Source organism: Mesorhizobium huakuii (assembly GCF_014189455.1).
Lineage (GTDB): Bacteria > Pseudomonadota > Alphaproteobacteria > Rhizobiales > Rhizobiaceae > Mesorhizobium > Mesorhizobium huakuii_A.
This window is the reverse complement of the sequence record NZ_CP050296.1, coordinates 2,473,060-2,495,019: the sequence shown is the minus strand read 5'-3', so window position 1 is coordinate 2,495,019 and position 21,960 is coordinate 2,473,060. Positions and strand designations below refer to the sequence as shown.

The window sequence follows — 21,960 nt, the reverse complement described above, 5'->3', positions numbered from 1 at the left end:
TCACGCCTCATGATCGAAGATTCGCCCTTTGTCGCAGCCGCACCGGTGCTGGTGCCGATGCCTGCCGAACGCCCCTACACCTATGCCGTGCCGGCCGGCATGCGCGTCCTGCCGGGCTCGATCGTGCGCGTGCCGCTCGGGCCGCGCCAGGTCGCCGGCATCGTCTGGGACGGCGCGGTCGAGAATATCGATGCGAAAAAGCTGCGCCCGATCGAACAGGTTTTCGATTGCCCGCCGATCGACCGCGCCATGCGCCGTTTCGTCGACTGGGTGGCGCAGTACACGCTGTCGGCGCCGGGCATGGTGGCGCGCATGCTGCTCCGCGCGCCGGAGGCCTTCGATCCGGAACCCTGGATCGAGGGGCTGCAGCGAACGCTCCTCGTTCCCGACCGGATGACGGATGCGCGGGCGCGCGTGCTGGAGACGGCCGAGGGCGGACTGGCCTGGACACGCTCGGGCCTCGCCCATGCGGCCGGCGTGTCATCAACGGTGATCGAGGGGCTCAAGGCGCAAGGTGTGTTCGAGACGGTGATGATCCCGCCGCGACCGGTGGTCGCCGCACCTGACTCGAGCTACGCCGTGCCGGAACTGATGCCGGACCAAAGCGAGGCCGCATCGATGCTGCGCGCCAATGTCGCGGCCGGCGTCTTCAATGTCGCGCTGCTCGATGGTGTCACCGGGTCGGGCAAGACGGAGGTCTATTTCGAGGCGGTGGCGGCCGCGCTCGACCAGGGCAAGCAGGTGCTGATCCTACTGCCGGAAATCGCGCTGACCCACGCTTTCCTCGAGCGTTTCCAGCAGCGTTTTGGCGCCAAGCCGGGCGAATGGCATTCGGACCTGCCACCCAGGATGCGCGAAAAAGTCTGGCGGCAAGTGGCTGAGGGCACGGTGCGTGTGGTTGCCGGCGCCCGCTCGGCGCTATTCCTGCCGTTCAAGGAGCTTGGCCTGATCGTCGTCGATGAGGAGCACGACCCCGCCTACAAGCAGGAAGACCGTGTCTTCTACAATGCGCGCGACATGGCGGTGGTGCGCGGCCATATCGGCAGCTTTCCGGTGGTGCTGGCGTCGGCGACGCCTTCGGTCGAAAGCCGGGTCAATGCGAGCCAAGGCAAATACAACAGGGCCATTCTCTCCGCCCGCTTCGCCGAGGCCGCACTTCCGCAGCTGAAGTCGATCGACATGCGGCGCGCCCCGCCGGCGCGTGGCGGCTTCCTGTCGCCGGTACTGATCGACCACATGCGCAAGACGCTGGAGAAGAAGGAACAGTCGCTCTTGTTCCTCAACCGGCGCGGCTATGCGCCGCTGACACTGTGCCGGGTCTGCGGCCACCGTTTCGGCTGCCCGGTCTGCTCGGCCTGGCTGGTCGAGCACCGCTTCCGCGGCCAGCTTGTCTGCCATCATTGCGGGCACAATGAGCGCCGCCCCGAAGCCTGCCCGGAATGCGGCACGCTCGATCATCTGGTCGCCTGCGGGCCGGGCGTCGAGCGCATCGCCGAGGAGGTCGTCACGCATTTTCCCGATGCGCGCACCATCGTCTTGTCGTCCGACCTGATGGGTGGGGTGCGGCGGCTGCGGCTGGAACTGGAGGCGATCGCTGATGGCGAGGCCGACATCGTCATCGGCACGCAACTCGTCGCCAAGGGGCACAATTTTCCCAACATGACGCTGGTCGGCGTCGTCGATGCCGACCTCGGCCTTGCCAATGGCGATCCGCGCGCCGCCGAGCGCACTTTCCAATTGCTGAGCCAGGTCACGGGCCGCGCCGGCCGCACAGGCAAGAAGAGCCTCGGCCTGCTGCAGACTTTCCAGCCCGACCATCCGGTGATGCGGGCGATCGTCTCCGGCGATGCCGAAGCTTTTTACGAGCGCGAAATCGCCGAGCGCGAACGGGCGGCCTTGCCACCGTTCGGCCGGCTGGCCGGCGTCATCGTCAGCGCGGTGACGCGAGCCGAAGCCGAAGGCCATGCACGCGGCCTGCGCCGCGCCGCGCCCGAGTCGTCAGACCTGTTCGTGCTAGGCCCCGCCGAGGCACCGCTGTCGCTGCTCGGCGGCCGCCACCGCTTTCGCCTGCTGATCCAGGGCGAACGGCGCGCCGACATGCAAGGCTTTATCCGCGCCATGCTGGCCAACGGGCCGAAACAGCGCGGTTCGGTCCGGGTGCAGGTCGATATTGATCCGCAGAGCTTTTTGTAAGGTCGCGATATCGGCGATACGCTGCAGGCCAGCGAGAAACGGAAGATCACATGAAAACCCTTGGCCTTCTGGGCGGCATGAGCTGGGAATCGACCGCCATCTATTATCGGCTCTTGAACGAGATCGTGCGCGAGCGCCTCGGCGGGCTGCATTCGGCCAAACTGCTGCTCTGGTCGTTCGACTTTGCCGAGATCGCCGAGCGGCAGCATCATGGCGATTGGGATGGTGCCGGCGTGCTTCTGATTGAAGCGGCGCGGAAGCTCGAGGCGGGCGGTGCGGAAGGGCTGGTTCTGTGTACCAACACCATGCACAAACTGGCCGACCAGGTGCAGGCGTCCGTATCTATCCCGCTGATCCACATCGCCGATGCCACCGCGATGGCGATCAAGCGTGCCGGCATGCAGCGCCCGGCGCTGCTGGCGACGCGCTTCACCATGGAGCAGGATTTCTACAAGGGCCGGCTCGCCGACAAATACGGCCTGTCGCCCATTGTGCCCGATGCCGCCGGGCGCGACATGGTGCATCGCGTCATCTATGACGAGCTCTGCCAGGGCATCGTCACCGACGCTTCGAAGGCGGCTTACATAGAAGAAGCCGAACGCCTGCGCCGCGAAGAAGCCGCCGACAGTATCATCATGGGCTGCACCGAGATCACCATGCTCATCGGCCAGGACGATTTCGACATTCCGGTCTTCGACACGACGCGCATCCATGCCGAGGCGGCCGTGGAATTCGCGCTGGGTTGATGCGCCCTCCTAAATTGCCCGCCACCATCTGGCGCGCTTCTTTTCCTCCGCTAGAATGCCCGGGATTTCAAAACAGGCATTTCGAGGGGACAAGATGGACTTTGCGCTTCCATGGCCGACGAGCCAGGGCGAATGGCTGGCCTGGTCGAGCGCCGTCTTCACTGTGCTGCTCGGGCTTCTGTTTTTCCTGGCACCTAGCCTCGCCTTCCGCATCCTGCGCCTGCAGGCCAAGCCGGAGAAAGCGGCTGCGATCGCCGAGGGGCGCGGCAGGATGTCGGGCTTTTATCTCGGCGTCGGCCTGTGCTGTATCCTGCTGGCGCAGCCGCTGGTTTACATGGCGCTCGGCTTCTCCTGGCTGTTCACCGCCTTCGGCCGGCTGCTGTCGATGATGTCGGATGGCGCCAACACACCTTTCAATTGGGTTTCCATTGTGGTGGAATTGGTCTTGGCGGCATTGCCGCTCGCCTTTGCCTTCGGCTTTGTGCCCTGAATCCAAGGGTATTCCGGCGCATAAGGCGCGAGTCTTTCGCCGGATGCGACAATAGTGCCTGAAAAGCATGCGGAACGACGCATTGCGGTCTTAAAATGCCTGTGCTAGACGGCAATCGACTTTCGGCCGGGGATAGCGGAAGCCGCGCCTCCGTGCTTGAAAAAATGCAGTAAGGTCAAAGATTTAGCCAGAGTTTTTGCTCGCGCCAACAATCTGCGGCCTGTCAGACAAGAGAAAAGACGGTCCGTGGCTCAATCGTCATCGCCAATCTCAGGTGTCGCAGAACGCTATGCGGGTTCGCTGTTCGAACTCGCCCTGCAGGCAAATTCCGTGGCCAAGGTCGAGGCCGACCTCAACAGTTTCGAGGCTATGCTCGCGGGCAGCGCTGACCTGACCCGGCTGATCAACAGCCCGGTGTTCTCCAGCGAGGACCAGGCCAAGGCCATCGCGGCGATCGCCGACAAGGCCGGGATCACTGGTCTCGCCGGCAACTTCCTGCGTGTCGTCGCCCAGAACCGCCGGCTGTTCGCCGTTCCCGGCATGATCAAGGCGTTCCGCCAGATATCAGCCGAACATCGCGGCGAGACCTCTGCTGAAGTGACGTCGGCTCATGAGCTGACGGCTGCCCAGCAGACAGAACTCAAGGCTGCGCTGAAGGGCGTTGCCGGCAAGGACGTGGCCATCTCCGTCACCGTCGATCCGTCGCTGCTCGGCGGGCTGGTGGTCAAGATGGGCTCGCGCCAGATCGATACGTCGCTCAAAACCAAACTCAATTCGCTCAAGCTTGCACTGAAAGAGGTCGGCTGATGGACATCCGCGCCGCGGAAATTTCCGCAATTCTGAAAGACCAGATCAAGAATTTCGGCAAGGAGGCCGAGGTCTCCGAAGTCGGACAGGTCCTGTCCGTCGGTGACGGTATCGCCCGCGTCTACGGCCTCGACAATGTCCAGGCTGGCGAAATGGTCGAATTCCCCGGCGGCATCCGCGGCATGGCGCTCAACCTCGAAGCCGACAATGTCGGCGTCGTCATCTTCGGCGCCGACCGCGACATCAAGGAAGGCGACATCGTCAAGCGGACCGGCGCCATCGTCGACGTTCCGGTTGGTCCGGGCCTGCTCGGCCGCGTCGTCGACGCGCTCGGCAATCCGATCGACGGCAAGGGCCCGATCAAGGCGACCGAACGCAAGCGCGTCGACGTCAAGGCGCCCGGCATCATCCCGCGCAAATCGGTGAACGAGCCGATGTCGACCGGCCTCAAGGCCATCGATGCGCTGATCCCGGTCGGCCGCGGCCAGCGCGAGCTGGTCATCGGCGACCGTCAGACCGGCAAGACCGCCATCATCCTCGACACGATGCTCAACCAGAAGTCGGTGCACGACAACGGTCCCGAGAAGGAAAAGCTCTACTGCGTCTACGTCGCCGTCGGCCAGAAGCGCTCGACCGTCGCGCAGTTCGTCAAGGTGCTGGAAGAGCGCGGCGCGCTCGAATATTCGATCATCGTCGCCGCCACCGCTTCCGATCCGGCGCCGATGCAGTTCCTGGCGCCGTTCGCCGGCGCCACCATGGGTGAATATTTCCGCGACAACGGCATGCACGCGCTGATCAGCTACGACGATCTGTCGAAGCAGGCTGTCGCCTATCGCCAGATGTCGCTGCTCTTGCGCCGCCCGCCGGGCCGCGAAGCCTATCCGGGCGACGTTTTCTACCTGCACTCGCGCCTGCTTGAGCGCGCCGCCAAGCTCAATGACGATCTGGGCGGCGGATCGCTGACCGCGCTGCCGGTCATCGAGACGCAGGCCAACGACGTGTCGGCCTATATCCCGACCAACGTGATCTCGATCACCGACGGTCAGATCTTCCTCGAAACCAACCTGTTCTTCCAGGGCATCCGTCCTGCGGTGAACGTCGGTCTGTCGGTCAGCCGCGTCGGCTCGGCCGCGCAGATCAAGGCGATGAAGCAGGTTGCCGGCTCGATCAAGGGCGAGCTCGCGCAGTACCGCGAAATGGCGGCCTTCGCGCAGTTCGGCTCGGACCTCGATGCCGCCACGCAGCGCCTGCTCAACCGCGGATCGCGCCTGACTGAACTCCTGAAGCAGCCGCAGTTCTCGCCGCTGAAGACGGAAGAGCAGGTCGCGGTGATCTTCGCCGGCGTCAATGGCTATCTCGACAAGCTGCCGGTCAACCAGGTCGGCAAGTTCGAGCATGGCCTGCTCAGCCACATGCGTGCGGCCGGCAAGGACGTTCTCGACGCCATCCGCAAGGAAAAGGCGCTGTCGGACGATCTGCGCGCCAAGCTGAAGGCCGAGATCGACGCTTTCGCCAAGACCTTCGCCTGAGCGAAGCGCCAGTCCGGATGAGACAAGACGGGATCAGGTTTGAAGCATGCCTTCATTAAAAGACCTTCGTAACCGTATCGCCTCGGTCAAGGCGACGCAGAAGATCACCAAGGCGATGCAGATGGTCGCCGCGGCGAAGCTGCGCCGTGCGCAAGAGGCCGCGGAAGCGGCGCGCCCCTATTCGGAGCGCATGGGTTCCGTCCTGGCCAACATCACCCAGGCGATCGGCGGCGGCGGCGATGCCCCGGCGCTGATGACCGGCACCGGCAAGGACGACGTGCATCTGCTCGTCGTCTGCACCGCCGAGCGCGGCCTGTGCGGCGGCTTCAATTCGCAGATCGCCCGTCACGCCCGCGACCATATCCGCCGGCTTTTGGCTGACGGCAAGCAGGTCAAGATCATCTGCGTCGGCAAGAAGGGTTTCGACATACTGCGCCGCGACTATGCAGCGATGATCCTCGATCGTATCGACCTGCGCGAGGTCAAGACGCTCGGCTTCGTCAACGCCGACGCGATCGCCAAGAAGGTCATCCACCTCTTCAACGAAGGTGCCTTCGACGTCTGCACGCTGTTCTATTCGCAGTTCAAGTCGGTGATCAGCCAGGTTCCGACCGCGCAGCAGATCATTCCGGCCGGCGTCGCTTCGGCTCCCGCCGAGGCGGTGGATGGCGGCAATGCCGTCTACGAGTATGAGCCGGAGCCGGGTGAAATCCTGTCCGACCTCATCCCGCGCAACATCTCGGTGCAGGTTTTCCGGGCGCTGCTCGAAAACGCGGCCGGCGAGATGGGCGCCAAGATGAGCGCCATGGACAATGCGACGCGCAACGCCGGCGAGATGATCAACAAGCTGTCGATCACCTACAACCGCCAGCGGCAGGCGCAGATCACCAAGGAACTGATCGAAATCATTTCGGGCGCCGAGGCGCTCTAGACGCGGTTCGCGGGTCAATCTGCCCGCGACCGGACCGCGTGAGAAACAAAGGACGAAAAGGGTAAAGACGATGGCGAAAGCAGCGACCCCCAAGACGGCAGCCCCCAAGGCCGCAGCCGCGAAGACCGCAGCCCCCGCGAAGGCGGCCAAGGCTCCAGCCGCAGCCGCTAAGGCAGATCCGGCCAAGACGGCGGCAGCGCCCGCCAAGGCCGCCGCGGCCAAGACCTCGGCCGTTGCCACCAAGGCAACCGGCGTTGTCGGCAAGGTCCGCCAGGTCATCGGCGCCGTCGTCGACGTGCAGTTCGGCGATCACCTGCCGCCGATCCTGAATGCGATCGAGACCACCAATGTCGGCAACCGCCTGGTGCTCGAAGTTGCCCAGCATCTCGGCGAGAACACCGTGCGCTGCATCGCCATGGACTCCACCGAAGGCTTGGTGCGCGGCCAGGAAGTGCGCGACACCGGCGGCCCGATCTCCGTGCCGGTCGGCCCGGGCATGCTCGGCCGCATCATCAATGTCATCGGCGAGCCGGTCGACGAAGAAGGCCCGGTCGACGCGACCGAGATGCGCTCGATCCACCAGCCGGCTCCGGCCTATGTCGAGCAGTCGACGGAAGCGCAGATCCTGATCACCGGCATCAAGGTGCTCGACCTGCTGGCGCCTTACGCCAAGGGCGGCAAGATCGGCCTGTTCGGAGGCGCCGGCGTCGGCAAGACCGTGCTGATCCAGGAACTGATCAACAACATCGCCAAGGCGCATGGCGGCTATTCGGTGTTCGCCGGCGTCGGCGAGCGCACCCGCGAAGGCAACGATCTCTATCACGAGTTCATCGAATCCGGCGTCAACAAGAAGGGCGGCGGCGAAGGCTCCAAAGCCGCGCTGGTCTACGGCCAGATGAACGAGCCGCCGGGCGCCCGTGCCCGCGTCGGCCTGACCGGCCTGACGGTTGCCGAATATTTCCGCGACCAGGGCCAGGACGTGCTGTTCTTCGTCGACAACATCTTCCGCTTCACGCAGGCGGGTTCGGAAGTGTCGGCTCTGCTCGGCCGTATCCCGTCGGCCGTCGGCTATCAGCCGACGCTCGCCACCGACATGGGCGCGCTGCAGGAACGCATCACCACCACCACCAAGGGGTCGATCACCTCGGTGCAGGCCATTTACGTGCCGGCCGACGACTTGACCGATCCGGCGCCGGCGACCTCGTTTGCCCACCTTGACGCGACGACGACGCTGAACCGCGCCATCGCCGAGAAGGGCATCTATCCGGCCGTCGATCCGCTGGATTCGACCTCGCGCATGCTTGACCCGCTGGTTGTCGGCGACGAGCACTATGCCGTCGCCCGCCAGGTGCAGTCGATCCTCCAGCGCTACAAGTCGCTGCAGGACATCATCGCCATCCTGGGCATGGACGAGCTGTCGGAAGAGGACAAGCAGACGGTCGCCCGCGCCCGCAAGATCGAGCGCTTCCTGTCGCAGCCCTTCTTCGTCGCCGAAGTGTTCACCGGCGCGCCGGGCAAGTTGGTCGATCTCGCCGACACCATCAAGGGCTTCAAGGGCCTCTGCAACGGCGACTACGATCACCTGCCGGAAGCCGCCTTCTACATGGTCGGCGGCATCGAGGAAGCAGTCGAGAAGGCACAGCGCCTGGCGGCTGAAGCGGCATAAGAAGCGAATAGCGAATAGGGAGTAGCGAATAGGGCAAGGTGAGCCGAGCGAGTTTCTTCCCTACTCGCTACTCACTATTTCCTACTCGCTAAAGTGATCATGGCTGAAGCTTTCAAATTCGAACTGGTCTCGCCAGAGCGCCTGCTGGTTTCCGAGCAGGTCGAATCCGTCGTCATTCCCGGCGCCGAAGGCGAGATGACCGTGATGGCGCATCACGCGCCGGTCATGACCACCATCAAGCCGGGTGTCGTCACGGTGAAGACCGCCTCGGGCGGCGAAGAACGCTATGTCGTGTTTGGCGGCTTCGCCGACATCGTTCCGGCCGGCTGCACGCTGCTGGCGGAATCGGCTGTCGCGGTGAAGGATGTCGATCGTGCCGATCTCGCCCGCCGCATCCAGGAAGCTAGGGAAGACGCCGCCGACGCCAAGGACGACCAGGCGCGCAGCAAGGCCGAGCAGTTCCTTAGCCAGCTCACCACGCTGGAAGGCGCGATCATCCCGGCCTGAAATCCGCACTAAATGACTTGATGAAAAGCGGGGGTTGCCCCGGTTTTTGTTTATATGCCCAAGGCTGCGAAGGCCAGTGTCGGACCATCGCGTCGCAGGTGGACCAGATGCACCGCCGTGAGTTCAATCAGCGTCTGGCGCTCGGCGTGGTCCCCAGCGAAGCCGGCAAGGTCGAACACCGCCGTCACGGTCTCGTTCGCCGGTAGCTGCTGGTCCAAAAGCGCCGTCAACGCTACATCGAGCGGATCGGTGAAATGGCTTTCGGGCAAGGTTTTTCCACGCGCGGCGCAGGCAGCGATCCAGGCCGCCACCACCAGCGTGAGATGTACGAACTCGGTGCCAGCTTCGAGGCACTCGATAGCGGACGCGATGATGCGCTGTGGCAGTTTCTGGCTGCCATCATTGGCGATCTGGGCGGTGCGGTGGGCGAGTGCGGTGTTTGAAAAGCGCTCGGCAAGCTCGGCTGTGTAGGTTGATGTATCGAGCCCGGCATCCTCCGGCAATGTCGGGATGGCCTCGGCCCACAGCCCGTCGACAAATTGCCGGATCGCCGGATCGGCGAAAGCGCGGTCCACGGTGTCGTGGCCGCTGAGCAGGCCGAGATAGGCGATGCCTGAATGCGCGCCGTTGAGCAGCCTGAGCTTCATGTCCTCGAAGGGGCCGACATCGCCGACCATTGTGACGCCAAATTTTTCCCAGGCCGGCCGTCCCGCCGGAAAATTGTCTTCGACCACCCATTGGCGGAAGGGCTCGGTCATCACAGGCCAGGCATCGTCGATGCCGAGTTCGCCGGCGACGCGCGCCCGATCGACGTCCGTGGTTGCCGGCACGATGCGGTCGACCATGCTGGAAGGAAAGGCGACCTGGTCGGTGATGTAACCGACGAGGGCGGCATCGCCGGTCGAGCCAAGGCTGGCGTCGCGCAATGCGGCGAATTCAGTCAGCAGCCGATGCAAAGTTGCGCCATTGGCGGGCAGGTTGTCGCAACAGAGCACGGTGAACGGAGGGGTACCGGCGGTCCGTCTCCGGGCAAGCGCCTCGGAGAGGAAACCGTGCGCGGTTTTCGGCATTTGCGGATTTGCCAGATCGTGGATGATGTCGGGATGGGCGGCGTCCAATCCGCCGCCCGCGGCCCTGAGATAGGCCTTTTCGGTGATGGTCAGCGTGACGATGCGGGTGCGTGGATCGGTCAGCGCGGCAAGCACCACGCCCGGGTCTTCCGGCGCCACCAGCATCGACTGAATCGAGCCGATGACGCGCAGCTCCTCCTCGCCACTGCTGCGGATCGCCAGCGTGTAGAGCCCGTCCTGCGGCGCCAGTGCATCGCGCGTGTCGGGGCTGCGCAAGGAGACGCCGATGATGCCCCACTCCGTTTCGCCCGCCGCCAGGCACTCGTCAACATAGGCGGCCTGATGGGCGCGATGGAAGGCGCCGACGCCGAGATGCACGATGCCGGGGGCAACCTTGCCGCGGTCATATACGGGGATTTTGGTCCCGGCGGGCAGCTTCTGAAGCGTGGCGTCGGACAGATGGCTTCTGGTCATCACCATACCGGGAACTGGGGACTTTGGATAACAGGCGGCGTAACACCTGTTTGCGGCTGCCGCAAGGATGCCGCTTTGCCAGCACACATTGACTTCGCCTTGGCCCGAACGTACCGGTATCCAGACTGGAAGGAGCCGCTTTCCCATGGTCGCGCTGACCGATCCGGACCTGCTGTTTCCGTCCGAAGCGCATTCGCGCTCGCTTGCCCGCGACCTCTACGCCGGCGTCCAGAACCTGCCCATCGTCAGCCCGCATGGTCACACCGATCCGCGCTGGTATGCGCTGAACGAGCCGTTCCCGGATCCGGCGCAATTGCTCATCGTGCCCGACCACTACATCTTCCGCATGCTGTTCAGCCAGGGCGTGCGGCTGGAAGATCTCGGCGTGGCGAACCTGGATGGCGCTCCGGTGGAGACCGACGGCAGGACGATCTGGCGGCGCTTTGCCGAGCACTATTACCTGTTTCGGGGCACGCCGACCCGGCTGTGGCTCGACCATGTGCTGGCGCATCTGTTCGGCATCGAAGAGCCGCTGAATGCCGCGACAGCCGACCGCCATTACGACACGATCGCGACGGTGCTGCAGTGGGAGAATTTCCGTCCCCGCGCCTTGTTCGAGCGCTTCAACATCGAGGTCATCGCCACGACCGAAGGCGCGCTCGACGATCTCAAATGGCATAAGATGATCCGCGACAGCGGCTGGGAGGGCCGCGTTGTCACCGCCTATCGTCCAGACGCGGTTGTCGATCCCGATTTCGAGGGGTTTTCGGCCAATCTCGATCGGCTCGGCGAGATCACCGGCTGCGACACCGGCAGCTGGGCCGGTTATCTCGACGCGCATCGCCAGCGGCGTGCTTTCTTCATGAGTTTTGGCGCGACCTCGTCCGACCATGGCCATCCGACGGCCGAGACCGCCAACCTTTCCGACGCGGCGGCGCAGGAGCTGTTCAACCGCATCCGCCGCGGCTCGGAGGACGAGCGCGAGCATAAACTGTTCCGCGCCCAGATGCTGACCGAGATGGCCAAGATGAGCCGGGATGACGGGCTGGTGCTGCAGATCCATCCCGGCTCCTGGCGCAACCATTCGCCTGACGTTTTCCAAAAGTTCGGTCGCGACAAGGGTTCGATATCCCGACGCGGACCGACTATGTGACGGCGCTGAAGCCGCTGCTCGATTGCATCGGGCTGGAGCGTGACCTGACCGTCATCCTCTTCACGCTCGACGAGAGCAGCTATGCGCGCGAACTGGCGCCGCTGGCCGGTGTTTACCCGGCGCTGAAGCTCGGGCCGGCCTGGTGGTTCCACGACAGTCCGGAAGGCATGCGCCGCTTTCGCGAGATGACGACGGAGACGGCCGGCTTCTACAACACTGTCGGCTTCAACGACGACACGCGCGCCTTTCCCTCGATCCCGGCTCGCCACGATGTGGCGCGTCGCGTCGACTGCGCCTTCCTCGCACGCCTCGTCGCCGAACACCGGCTGCGCGAGGACGAGGCGCATGAGCTGGCAGGGGAATTGGCCTATACGCTGGCGAAGAAAGCCTACCGGCTCTGACGCATGCGTCCGCGATGAGGAGATGACGATGACGAAGATCTTCGCGCATGCCGGCGAGGGTGCTTGGACGCCGACGCCGGATGGCAACAGGCGGCGCGTTCTCCTCTCCATCGATGAGTTGATGCTGGTCGAATTCGGCTTCGACAAGGGCGGCGTCGGTGCCCTACATTCCCATCCGCATGTGCAGTCAAGCTATGTCGCCGAAGGCCGCTTCGAGGTGACCATCGACGGGCGGACGGAGATTCTTGAGGCCGGGGGCAGCTTCATCGTGCCGTCCGGTCTGGTGCATGGCGTCAAGGCGCTGGAAGCGGGGCGGCTGGTCGACAGTTTTACGCCGCACCGGGCGGATTTTCTCGCCTGAGGGCAGCAGCGGCCGACTTCGCGCTCTCTTTCGAAATGAAAAACCCGCACCTCCAAAGAGGCGCGGGTTTGTTGCCTGGGCGCCCGTGGCGCCGCGGTACTCAAAACATCACCGCAGGATCGGAACCTGCTGGATCATGGTGAATATAAACTTAATGCGCGGAGGTCACGGCGGTTGGTCAGGTGATCCGCTGAAGCAGGCCGAAAAGCCGCTCGAACGCCTTGCCATAGGGCGGGCGCAGCAGGGCGCCGGCGCTCAGGCGCGACTGCAGGAAAACCGGCTTCTCCTTGCTGAAGGTGCGGAACCCCCATTCGCCGTGATAGGCGCCCATGCCGCTGGGGCCGACACCGCCGAAGGGCTGGTTCTCCTGCACCAGATGCAGCATGCAGTCGTTGATGGTGACGCCGCCGGCGATCGTCTCGCGCAGGATGCGCTGGCGGTTGGTGCTGTCGTTGCCAAACCAGTAGAGCGCCAGCGGCCGGTCGGCCTGGTTCACATGGCTGATTGCCTCGTCGACGGTGGCGTATTCGACGATCGGCAGCACCGGACCGAAAATCTCCTCGCGCATCAACCGCAGGTCCGGGCCGGCGTTGCTGACCAGGGTCGGCAGCAGCTTGCGGCTCGCGGCGCCGAATTCTTCGCCGGCCGGGTTGATTTCGGTGACATCGGCGCCGGCGTCACGGGCTTCCGCGATCATGGCGCGCAGGCGCTGAAAGTGGCGGTCGCTGATGATGGCGGTGTAGTCGGGGTTGTCGCGGAGCGTTGGGTAGAGCCGCGCCACCGCGGTTGCGAGCTTGGCCGCGACCGTGCCGGCCTGCCCCTTCGGCACCAGCAGATAGTCCGGCGCGATGCAGGTCTGCCCGGCATTGAGCAGCTTGCCGTAGGCAATGCTGGCTGTCGCCGCATCGAGATCGCAGGAGGGGTCGAAGATCGCCGGCGACTTGCCGCCGAGTTCGAGCGTGACCGGGGTCAGGTTGGCGGCAGCGGCGATCGCGACTTGGCGGCCGACCGCGGTCGAGCCGGTGAACAGCAGATGATCGAACGGCATCGCCACGAAGGCCTTGCCCATCTCGGCATCGCCGGTGATGACGCTCAACTCGTCCGGGGCGAAATGCTCGCTGGCCAGTCTGGCGAGCAGCTCGGAAAAAGCTGGTGTCAGTTCGGAAGGCTTGACCAGCACGCGGTTGCCAGCGGCGAGCGCTGCCGTGACCGGCGCGACGGCAAGCTGGAAGGGGTAGTTCCAGGGCGAGACGATGCCCACGAGACCAAGCGGCTGCGGCAGCAGGCGATTGCGGCCCGGCAAGAACGGCAAGGTGGTGGCGACACGACGCTCCCGCATCCAGCCTTTCAGATGAGACAGCGTGTGGCGGATGCCGGCGCGCACGACGAACAGTTCGGCAAGGCGCGTCTCATGCGCCGAGCGGCCGCCAAAGTCGGCACCGATCGCCGCGCAAATGTCGGCCTCATGCTGCTCGGTCAGCGCCAGCAAGCGTTTCAGGCGGTCTTTCCGCACACCCAGATCGGGAAAGGGCTGCTTCTCGAAGGCCGTGCGCTGCAGCTGGAACCGTTCGCCGAGGACATCCTGTCTCACCTGCAGCATCGTACCCTCCCTGGCTCGCCTGGCCAAGCTTACATCCTGACGTGAAGGAATCCAGCGGGGGTGGAGGTGGCGCTGGGGAAGGTGTGCCTTCGCCAGCCACGACCAATCAGTCCGCCGTCAACATGGGAGGACCGTTCCGGTTGTGTTCCGAAGGCAGCTGCGCTACTCCGAAGCATCGCGCGGAGAGTCTCTTGATCGATTCCCATATTCTCTCCAATTCCCGAAAATTTGCTTCCGATCCGGTGTCATCCTGATGTCGGCGCAGACAGCCAGCATTCGGGCCGAGGATCCCAAGCGGCGCGTCCTGAAGGACGTGTTCGGCTTTGATGATTTCCGCCCCGGCCAGGCCGATGTCATGGATGCGCTGCTCGGCGGGCGCCATGTGCTGGCCGTCATGCCGACGGGTGCCGGCAAGTCACTCTGCTACCAGGTTCCGGCGCTGGTCATGGGCGGGCTCACCCTCGTCGTTTCGCCGCTGGTGGCGCTGATGCAGGATCAGGTCGCCGCCTTGCGGCTGGCGGGCGTCGGCGCCGATACGATCAATTCCTCGCTCGACCGCGAAGCCAATGTCGCCGCCTGGCGACGCGTGGCATCAGGCCAGACGCGGCTGCTCTACTTGGCGCCGGAACGGCTGATGACCGAGCGCATGCTCGAGGCGCTTTCCAGGCTCGAAATCAGCCTGATCGCCATCGACGAGGCACATTGCATCTCGCAATGGGGGCCAGCGTTTCGGCCCGAATATGAAGACCTGTCGCGTTTGCGGCACATCTTCCCCAACGTGCCGATCATCGCGGTGACGGCGACGGCGGATGAAAGCACGCGCAGCGATATCGAAGCGCGGTTGTTCGCGGAGCGGGTGGAAACGCTGGTGCTGGGTTTTGACCGGCCCAACATCAAGCTCGCGATCGAGTCCAAGCAAGACAGCAAGCGGCAATTGCTGCGTTTCATCGAGCGCCACTCGGGCAAGAGCGGCATCGTCTACTGCCTGTCGCGCAAGAAGACGGAAGAGATGGCGGCCTTCCTCGAGAAGAACGGCGTCACCGCGCTCGCCTATCACGCCGGCATGAGCAAGGAGGCGCGCGAGGCGAACCAAAACGCATTCATGACGCTGTCCGGCGTCGTCATGGTGGCGACCATCGCCTTCGGCATGGGCATCGACAAACCTGACGTCGCCTATGTCTTCCACACCGATATGCCGGGCAGCCTGGAAGCCTATTATCAGGAGATCGGCCGCGCCGGCCGTGATGGGCGCAAGGCCGAGGCGCACATGCTTTACGGCCTTGGTGACATCCGCATGCGGCGGCTGTTCATCGACGACGAGGATGCAGCGGTGGAGCACAAGAGGCGTGCGCACCGCCGGCTCGACACGCTGATCGGTTATTGCGAGACGGCACAGTGCCGCCGCCAGGTGCTGCTTGGCTATTTCGGCGAGGAAGCCGAGCCTTGCGGTAATTGCGACAATTGCGTCGACCAGGTGCCGCGCGCCGATGGCGCTGCCGAGGCGCGCATCATCCTGGCGGCTGTCGCGCAGAGTGGCGAGCGCTTCGGCGCCGCCCATGTCATCGACATCCTGCTCGGCCATGAGACCGAGAAGATTTTGGCCCGCGGTCACCAGAAGCTCGCCTGCTTCGGCAGCGGCGCGGCGCACAAGAAGGATTTCTGGCTGTCGCTGATCCGGCAGCTCGTCGCCAACGGTTTCCTGGAGCCGGATCCGAGCGGCCATGGCGGCCTCGCCATCGCCGAAAAGGGCCATGCGCTTGGCCGTGGCGAGGTGCCGTTCCACTACCGTGTCGAGATGCACAGCCGCGCCTTGCGCAAGATGCGAGCGGCCGAGGGTTCGGGTGCCGAAGGCGTCGACGCTTCGCTGCTGGCCACGCTGAAATCCCTGCGGCTGCGCCTGGCCAAGGAGCGCCAGGTGCCGGCCTATGTGGTGTTCTCCGACCGCACGCTGATCGACATGGCCGAACGGCGTCCCCGGGACCTCGATGCGTTCGCCGAAGTGAATGGCGTGGGAGGGGCGAAGCTCAAGGAGTTTGGGGCGATTTTTCTGAAGGCGATTGCTGCCCACCGGTCCGACGGGTCGGTCTGAAGACTCTCACCAAATCCTGCAGGCTATAGTCACATCTGTATCGACATGCCGCCATCGACGGTCAGGACATGGCCGTTGACGAAGGAAGCCGCGTCGCTGGCGAGGAAAAGGGCGGCGCCGGCGATCTCCTGCGGCCGCCCCCAGCGCTGTAGCGGAACACGCTGGCGCGCGAAGGCAACCAGATCGGGGTTTACCGCCATCGCGGCATTGGTCTCGGTGGCGAACATCCCCGGCGCGATGGCGTTGCTGGTCACGCCGTGGGCGCCATATTCGACGGCGATGCTGCGCATCAAGCCGGTCAGTCCTTGCTTGGCGGCGGGGTAGATGGCGTCGCCGGGCCGCGCCATCTCGCCGACGATCGAGGTCACCGCGATCAGCCGGCCATGGCCCTGGGCCTTCATGATCTCCGCCGCATCGCGCGACAGCGAGATCGCCGACAAAAGATCCGTCCTGATCAGGTCAAGGATGTCGTCGTCGTTGAAGGCGGCAAGCGGCCGCCTGTCGCGGGCGCCGACATTGTTGACGAGGATGTCGAGCCGGCCTCGGGTCTTACTGATCTCTGCGATCATCGCGCGGCCCGCCCCGATGTCGGCCACGTCGAAGACCGCAGCCTGCGCACTGCCGCCATTTCCGGTGATGGCGGCGACGGCGCCGTCGAGCGTCGCTTCGGTGCGTCCGCTCACCACGACATGGGCTCCGGCTTCAGCAAAGGCGCGCGCGATCTCGAAGCCGAGGCCGCGTCCGCCGCCGGTGATCAGGGCCACACGCCCCTCCAGGGAAAATCGATCGAAAATGCTCAAAACAGGCGGCCTCTGCGCACATGGGACGGGTGCCGATCCCATGCGGCAATCGGCGGCTTGTTGTCAGCCTATCGTTCAATCGAAGCCGGTCAAATGAACTTAATGCGCGGGCGAATGCGTTTCGCAAGGGAGTTCTGGTCCCATGTGATGGTCTCCGATCGCGCGCTGATCGACATGGCTGAACCACCCGACGTCAATGGCGTTCGTGTCGCCACGCTTAAGGCGTTGGGCGAGGTTTTTCCGGGCGCGATCGCGGCGCATGAATCCGAAGCTCGACGGCACTATTTTTTGCAGACTGTGCCACTTTTTTATGCACTACTTGGTTCATCTGGTCGGTTACTTCTATGATCCTGTTGCCGGCAAGCAACAACCCAAGATGAAAAGCCCGCGGCGCGAATGCCGCTCTTGCTCTCCCAGATGTCTGGGCTCTCTACTGCAAGAGGCGCACGGATTCTCGTTCAAAGCCTTCATAATCATGATGAGACATGCCTTGGGTCGTTGCAGTCGGCGCACCTGGCCGATGTTGTTGTGCCGGTAGGGCGCGCGACGGTTTTTTGAGGGCAAGGCATGTCTGGCGTGACATTTCCGGGGGCGGCTCGTCGATCGGGCCGTGTAAAAGTTCTTCTTGCCACAACGTCCGTAGCGGCTCTGCTGCTGGCCACGCTGCCAGCGGCAGCCGATAGTCTGCTGGTCGGCAGTGGCGGCGACGGCGGCACTAGCGGCTGGGGCAATGGCGGCGGTGGCGGCATCGGCGGCGGCGGCGGCGGCATTGGGGCACAATTTTCCGGAGGCACTGGCGGCGGTATCAGCGGCGTCGGAGGCGGTGGTGCAACGGCTGCCGCGGGCGGCGGCGGCGGTGCGCTTGGCGGCGCCGGCGGTACCGGCGGGCACCCTGCCGGCGGCGCGGGCCCTGCTATCGTCAACCCCGGTGGCGCTGCTGGCGTCAACCCGGATGGATCGGGAGCCAACGGTGCTGGCGGCGGCCTTGGCGGTCTCTTGGGTGGCGGCGGTGGTGCAAATAGCAGCGGCGGCGGCGGCGGCGGCAAAGTGGTCGATGGTGACGGCAACGACATTTCGGGCAAGACGCCGGATGCCGGTGCGAGTGGCCCCTCTTCGCTTATTCTGACCAACAGCGGAAGCTACGAATTCGTCGGCGTGGGCGGCGGCGGCGGCGGCGGTAGCTGGGACCGCACTGGCGGTGACGGATCCGCGGGTGACCTTACCGTCTTTGGTGTCACGCTGACCGTGAACCGCTCGATTCTGGTTGGCGGCGGCGGCGGCGGCGCGGGCGCCTTCGGTGTCGGCGGGGTTGGTGGTGCCGGCACGGTTTTGCTGGAGGACGGCGCCAGCCTTTCTGTAGGCGAAACGCTGCTGGTCGGCGGGATGGGCGGCAGCGGCGCCTCATGGTACACTGCGGTAGCCGGGGGCGGAGCGGGCGGCAGCGGTGCCGTTACGGTCGACTCCACCTCATCCATCGCCATCGGCAGTGGGGGCGCAATTATCCTGGGTGGCACCGGAGTTCCGGGAGTTCTCGTCGGTTCGTATCTTGGACCCAGTGGCGCCGGTGGCGCAGGCACGCTGAACCTCGCGGGTGCGTTGAATTTCCAGAGCGGCGGCAGCTTTACCATCAATGCCACAGGCACGTTCAATCTCGGCAATGCGGTTGCGAATGGGACTGTCGCCGGGACGATTTCGGGCCTGTCCAGCCTGACCAATAACGGCGCGATCAATTTCAACCAATCGAACGCCGTCACGTTCTCACCCGCCATAAGCGGCGACGGCACGGTGACCCAGAACAGCGGCGGCACCGTTCTTGATGGTGCCAACACCTACACCGGCGCGACGACGGTGAATGGTGGCGTCCTGTCGGTGAACGGGTCGATTGCATCGTCCGTGCTGACGACGGTCAACAGTGGCGGCACGCTGGGGGTACCGGCACGGTTGGCAACACAACGATCGTGGGCGGCGTTCTGGCGCCAGGCAATTCGATCGGCACCATCACGGTCGCCGGGAACCTCGTGTTCGGCGCGGGCTCCACATACAGCGTCGAGGTTTCGCCTGTTACGGCCGACCGCACCAACGTTACCGGCACGGCCGACCTCTCGGGCGGCACGGTGGCGGTGACCTACCTGCCGGGCACTTTCGTGGCCAAGAGCTATACCATCCTCCATGCCGACGGGGGACTGGGCGGCACTGCATTCGCGGGTATCGACGCCCCGACGCTGCCGGGCCTTACAAGCAGCCTCGTCTATGACTACACCGCGAACGACGTCTATCTGCAGACGACCGCCGTGCCGACCATGGGCGCCGGGCTCAACGAGAACCAGAAGAGCGTCGATACGGCACTCCTCGATTACTTCGACCGGACCGGCTCATTGCCCGGCGCGTTTGCCGGGCTTGACGCGAACGGGCTTTCCCAGGTGTCGGGCGAGGTGGCGGCCGGTGCCGCCAATGCCGGCATCGACAGCGCCGACCAGTTCATCAATGCGCTCGATGCCCAGGCAGGCCAGGGCGCGGCGGGTCCGGCCGGTGGCGGCGGGGCGACGGCCTATGCGGAAGACAGGGCAGCCGGCGACAAGGACCAGTTTGCCTCGCTCGGCATCAAGGCCAGCCACAATGCCGACCTGGTGGGGTCTGTCTTCGCCAGCCGCTGGCAGGCATGGGGCGCCGTCTATGGTGGTTCGCAGAAGATCGGCGGAGATGCCGGCGTCGGCTCGCACGACACGAATTCGGATATCTTTGGCATCGCCGGCGGCATCGTCAGGAACTGGGGCGACACGCGCCTTGGCGTCGCCATCGGCGGCGGTTCGTCCAGCTTCTCATTGTCGGATGATCTCGGCTCCGGCCATGCCGACACTTTCAATGTCGGCGTGTTCGGCCGGCAGGGTTTTGGCGATGCCTATATCGGCGGCGTGCTGGCCTACGGGTTCAACGACACCAACACCAGCCGGGTGGTGCCGGGCGACACGCTGGAGGCGTCCTTCAACGCGCAGACCTGGTCGGGACGCGTCGAGGGCGGCTATCGCTTCGCCACGCCGGTTGCGGTGCTGACACCCTACGCCGCCTTCCAGGCCACGGCCTATCATTTGCCGGCTTATTCCGAGACCAGCGCCGGTTCCGGCGACTTCGCGCTCGGTTACGGATCGCAGACGACCACCGCGACGCGTTTCGAACTGGGCCTCAACCTCGACAAGGACATCCCGCTGCGGGATGGCGCGAAGCTGACGCTGTCGGGCCGCGCCGCCTGGGCGATCAACGGCGGCACCGACCGCAGGGTGACGGCGACGTTCCAGGGCCTGCCCGGCGCAACATTCACCATCGACGGGGCCGAGCCGGACACCAACGCCGCTCTCCTCAACACCAGCGCGACATACACAACAAGCTCCGGCCTGTTTGCTTCGCTCGGCTTCCAGGGTGAATTCTCCGGCAATGTCCAGAGCTATGCCGGCAAGGCAAAGATCGGGATCAACTGGTAAGCGATCGAGATCAACTGGTAGCCATCGGGATCAGCTGGTCGTCCGCAACCCGGCATTTGCGGAGTTCGCCATGAGCGGCCCAGGCCAAGCCTCACGGCCAGGCGTGTTGCATTGAATTGACCGACAGCCAGGCCATCAGCGGCAGCGCCAGCAGGAGCGCCAGGCGTAGCGCTGCCGATCGAGCTTTGTCGAAATCACCTCGTCTCAGCCGCAGCCATGCCTGCACGGCGGCGCCAAGCGGGAGCAGGGCGTAGAGGCCGGCCAGAGCCCACAGGAGTTGCTCGCCGGTCACCGGAACGCCGCCCTGTCTGAGCGCGTCGCCGATGGCTGCTCCCGGTACTGCGACGAAGAAGGCTCCGGCGATCGCAAACAGGAAGCCGATCATCGAGCCCGGAAACGCTGTCGCCGACAGCGCGACCGCCACCGCCAGCAGGATGAGCAAGATGATGAAGGCGCGCTGGGTCACTGCCTGGAAGCTCCGTCCGTCGGCAAACCGATAGCAACAGAGGCTTAGAAATCCGTTCGCGCCAATCGGTTCGGACGGCCTGCACGGCTCGTCATCTATCCCGGTAGAGGATCATGCCGGCGTGGTGCAGGATCCCGTCGATGAACTCGCCGTCCGCTGTGAAGCCGGTGTCGTCCCAATAATCGATGTGATTCCCCGTGACGAGATAGCGTCCCAGATAAGCACGCTCGCGTTTGCCCCTGGCCTCGACATAGCGGCCGTCGGCTAAAAGTTCGTGGCGGATGGTGCGGTCGGCCGTGACCCACATGCCGACATAGGGATGGTTGTTCATCTGGTCCTCTGTGGTTGTGACGCCGAGCGGCGCCATGCTCAGTGCGCCGCCCGTGTCGGACGCACGACGATCTCGTTGACGTCGACGTCATCGGGCTGCTCGATGGCGAAGCGCACCGCCCTGCCGATGGCATCCGGTTGCAGCGCGATCGCGCGGTACGTTTTCATCGCTTCAGCGGCAATCGTATCGGTGATGGTGTCGGCCAGTTCGCTTTCGACAACGCCGGGATGGATGCAGGTGACGCGGATGTCATCCCTCTCCTGGCGAAGACCGTCGGAGATCGCCCGCACCGCATATTTGGTGGCGCAATAGATAGCCGCTGTCGGCGAGACGGTGAGCGCACCCACGGAGGCTATGTTGATGATGTGGCCGGCTCAGCGCGCCGTCATCTGCGGCAGCACGGCGGCGATCCCGTGCAGGACGCCCTTGATGTTGACGTCGATCATGCGGTCCCACTCGTCGACCTTCATCGACGCCATCAGCGACAGCGGCATGATGCCGGCATTGTTGATGATGACGTCGACCTGCCCCCAGGCCTGGCGCGCGGCTTCCGCGAAGGCGGCGACATCGGTCCGGTCGGTCACGTCGAGCCTGCGGGTCATCACCTCCCCACCTTTCGCGCGGATCTCGCCCGCCAGGTCTTGCAGCCTGTCGATGCGGCGTGCACCCAGCATCAGCCTGGCGCCGGCAGCCCCGAGTTCGCGGGCAATGCCGGAGCCGATCCCGCTGGAGGCTCCAGTGATGAGAACGACCTTGTCGAGAGCCATTGCAAAAATCCTTTCGTCTTCAATGGGATCAAGATTGCCAAGGATTTACGTCTCCGCCACTGTCGCGATAAGACATCCAATTGTTGTCGCCGTGGAAAGCTGA

Annotated in this window: 18 protein-coding genes and 2 pseudogenes; 14 read left to right on the top strand and 6 right to left on the bottom strand. The window is 64.7% G+C overall.

The window, feature by feature from the left end; all coding sequences use genetic code 11:
* Window positions 1-9 precede the first annotated feature (9 nt).
* The 8 genes from HB778_RS12295 to HB778_RS12260 all read left to right on the top strand — a co-directional run bounded on the left by HB778_RS12295 (window position 10) and on the right by HB778_RS12260 (window position 8,869).
* Window positions 10-2,193 carry a primosomal protein N' gene (locus HB778_RS12295; RefSeq protein WP_183464136.1) on the top strand — a complete coding sequence of 728 codons (2,184 nt, stop codon included), beginning with the start codon at window positions 10-12 and terminating at the stop codon, window positions 2,191-2,193.
* 50 nt (window positions 2,194-2,243) lie between these two features.
* Window positions 2,244-2,939, top strand: coding sequence for an aspartate/glutamate racemase family protein (locus tag HB778_RS12290; protein ID WP_183464134.1), 696 nt, complete (start codon window positions 2,244-2,246; stop codon window positions 2,937-2,939).
* A gap of 94 nt (window positions 2,940-3,033) precedes the next feature.
* Window positions 3,034-3,429: a DUF4345 family protein gene (locus HB778_RS12285; protein ID WP_064981315.1), complete on the top strand. Its 396-nt coding sequence runs from the start codon at window positions 3,034-3,036 to the stop codon at window positions 3,427-3,429.
* Between the two features lie 246 nt (window positions 3,430-3,675).
* Window positions 3,676-4,236 (top strand): F0F1 ATP synthase subunit delta, encoded by a 561-nt coding sequence (locus tag HB778_RS12280; RefSeq protein WP_183464132.1) that lies wholly within the window; start codon window positions 3,676-3,678, stop codon window positions 4,234-4,236.
* The gene (gene atpA / locus HB778_RS12275; RefSeq protein WP_115140939.1) at window positions 4,236-5,765 is read left to right on the top strand and encodes a F0F1 ATP synthase subunit alpha; all 1,530 of its coding nucleotides are present in this window, start codon (window positions 4,236-4,238) and stop codon (window positions 5,763-5,765) included. The genes HB778_RS12280 and atpA overlap by 1 nt, the downstream gene beginning before the upstream one ends.
* 46 nt (window positions 5,766-5,811) lie before the next feature.
* Window positions 5,812-6,696, top strand: a complete 885-nt coding sequence (locus tag HB778_RS12270) for a F0F1 ATP synthase subunit gamma (protein ID WP_095204820.1) — start codon at window positions 5,812-5,814, stop codon at window positions 6,694-6,696.
* 70 nt (window positions 6,697-6,766) lie between these two features.
* On the top strand, window positions 6,767-8,362 hold the full coding sequence (atpD, locus tag HB778_RS12265) for a F0F1 ATP synthase subunit beta (protein ID WP_183464130.1): 1,596 nt from the start codon (window positions 6,767-6,769) through the stop codon (window positions 8,360-8,362).
* Window positions 8,363-8,461: 99 nt separating this feature from the next.
* Entirely contained in the window at window positions 8,462-8,869 is a 408-nt protein-coding gene (locus tag HB778_RS12260) for a F0F1 ATP synthase subunit epsilon (protein WP_183464128.1), read from the top strand.
* 50 nt (window positions 8,870-8,919) lie between these two features.
* On the opposite strand, the gene HB778_RS12255 is transcribed toward HB778_RS12260, so the two are convergent.
* Window positions 8,920-10,419 carry a mannitol dehydrogenase family protein gene (locus HB778_RS12255; RefSeq protein WP_183464126.1) on the bottom strand — a complete coding sequence of 500 codons (1,500 nt, stop codon included), beginning with the start codon at window positions 10,417-10,419 and terminating at the stop codon, window positions 8,920-8,922.
* A gap of 139 nt (window positions 10,420-10,558) precedes the next feature.
* On the opposite strand from HB778_RS12255, the pseudogene uxaC reads away from it, so the two are divergent.
* Both uxaC and HB778_RS12245 read left to right on the top strand, forming a co-directional pair.
* Window positions 10,559-11,967: pseudogene (uxaC, locus tag HB778_RS12250) on the top strand (glucuronate isomerase).
* 22 nt (window positions 11,968-11,989) lie between these two features.
* Window positions 11,990-12,328 carry a cupin domain-containing protein gene (locus HB778_RS12245; protein ID WP_183464124.1) on the top strand — a complete coding sequence of 113 codons (339 nt, stop codon included), beginning with the start codon at window positions 11,990-11,992 and terminating at the stop codon, window positions 12,326-12,328.
* 178 nt (window positions 12,329-12,506) lie between these two features.
* Here the strand turns inward: HB778_RS12245 and HB778_RS12240 are convergent, their stop codons facing one another.
* The gene (locus HB778_RS12240) at window positions 12,507-13,928 is read right to left on the bottom strand and encodes a coniferyl aldehyde dehydrogenase (protein ID WP_183464122.1); all 1,422 of its coding nucleotides are present in this window, start codon (window positions 13,926-13,928) and stop codon (window positions 12,507-12,509) included.
* A 253-nt stretch (window positions 13,929-14,181) separates the two neighbouring features.
* On the opposite strand from HB778_RS12240, the gene recQ reads away from it, so the two are divergent.
* The gene (gene recQ / locus HB778_RS12235; RefSeq protein ID WP_183464120.1) at window positions 14,182-16,017 is read left to right on the top strand and encodes a DNA helicase RecQ; all 1,836 of its coding nucleotides are present in this window, start codon (window positions 14,182-14,184) and stop codon (window positions 16,015-16,017) included.
* 29 nt (window positions 16,018-16,046) lie between these two features.
* Here recQ and HB778_RS12230 read toward each other — a convergent pair whose 3' ends face one another.
* Entirely contained in the window at window positions 16,047-16,817 is a 771-nt protein-coding gene (locus HB778_RS12230; RefSeq protein ID WP_183464118.1) for an SDR family oxidoreductase, read from the bottom strand.
* Between the two features lie 57 nt (window positions 16,818-16,874).
* Here HB778_RS12230 and HB778_RS12225 point away from each other — a divergent pair, with 57 nt between their 5' ends.
* The 3 genes from HB778_RS12225 to HB778_RS12215 all read left to right on the top strand — a co-directional run bounded on the left by HB778_RS12225 (window position 16,875) and on the right by HB778_RS12215 (window position 20,293).
* Window positions 16,875-17,165, top strand: coding sequence for a hypothetical protein (locus HB778_RS12225; RefSeq protein WP_183464116.1), 291 nt, complete (start codon window positions 16,875-16,877; stop codon window positions 17,163-17,165).
* 219 nt (window positions 17,166-17,384) lie between these two features.
* Entirely contained in the window at window positions 17,385-18,941 is a 1,557-nt protein-coding gene (locus tag HB778_RS12220) for a hypothetical protein (RefSeq protein WP_183464114.1), read from the top strand.
* Window positions 18,836-20,293, top strand: coding sequence for an autotransporter outer membrane beta-barrel domain-containing protein (locus HB778_RS12215; RefSeq protein WP_183464112.1), 1,458 nt, complete (start codon window positions 18,836-18,838; stop codon window positions 20,291-20,293). The genes HB778_RS12220 and HB778_RS12215 overlap by 106 nt, the downstream gene beginning before the upstream one ends.
* A gap of 91 nt (window positions 20,294-20,384) precedes the next feature.
* Here the strand turns inward: HB778_RS12215 and HB778_RS12210 are convergent, their stop codons facing one another.
* From HB778_RS12210 to HB778_RS12200, 3 genes and pseudogenes are all read right to left on the bottom strand, one after another.
* Window positions 20,385-20,759 (bottom strand): hypothetical protein, encoded by a 375-nt coding sequence (locus HB778_RS12210; protein ID WP_183464110.1) that lies wholly within the window; start codon window positions 20,757-20,759, stop codon window positions 20,385-20,387.
* A 91-nt stretch (window positions 20,760-20,850) separates the two neighbouring features.
* Entirely contained in the window at window positions 20,851-21,126 is a 276-nt protein-coding gene (locus tag HB778_RS12205; protein WP_183464108.1) for an Atu4866 domain-containing protein, read from the bottom strand.
* A 2-nt stretch (window positions 21,127-21,128) separates the two neighbouring features.
* Window positions 21,129-21,857, bottom strand: a pseudogene (locus HB778_RS12200) (SDR family oxidoreductase).
* Window positions 21,858-21,960: the final 103 nt, after the last annotated feature.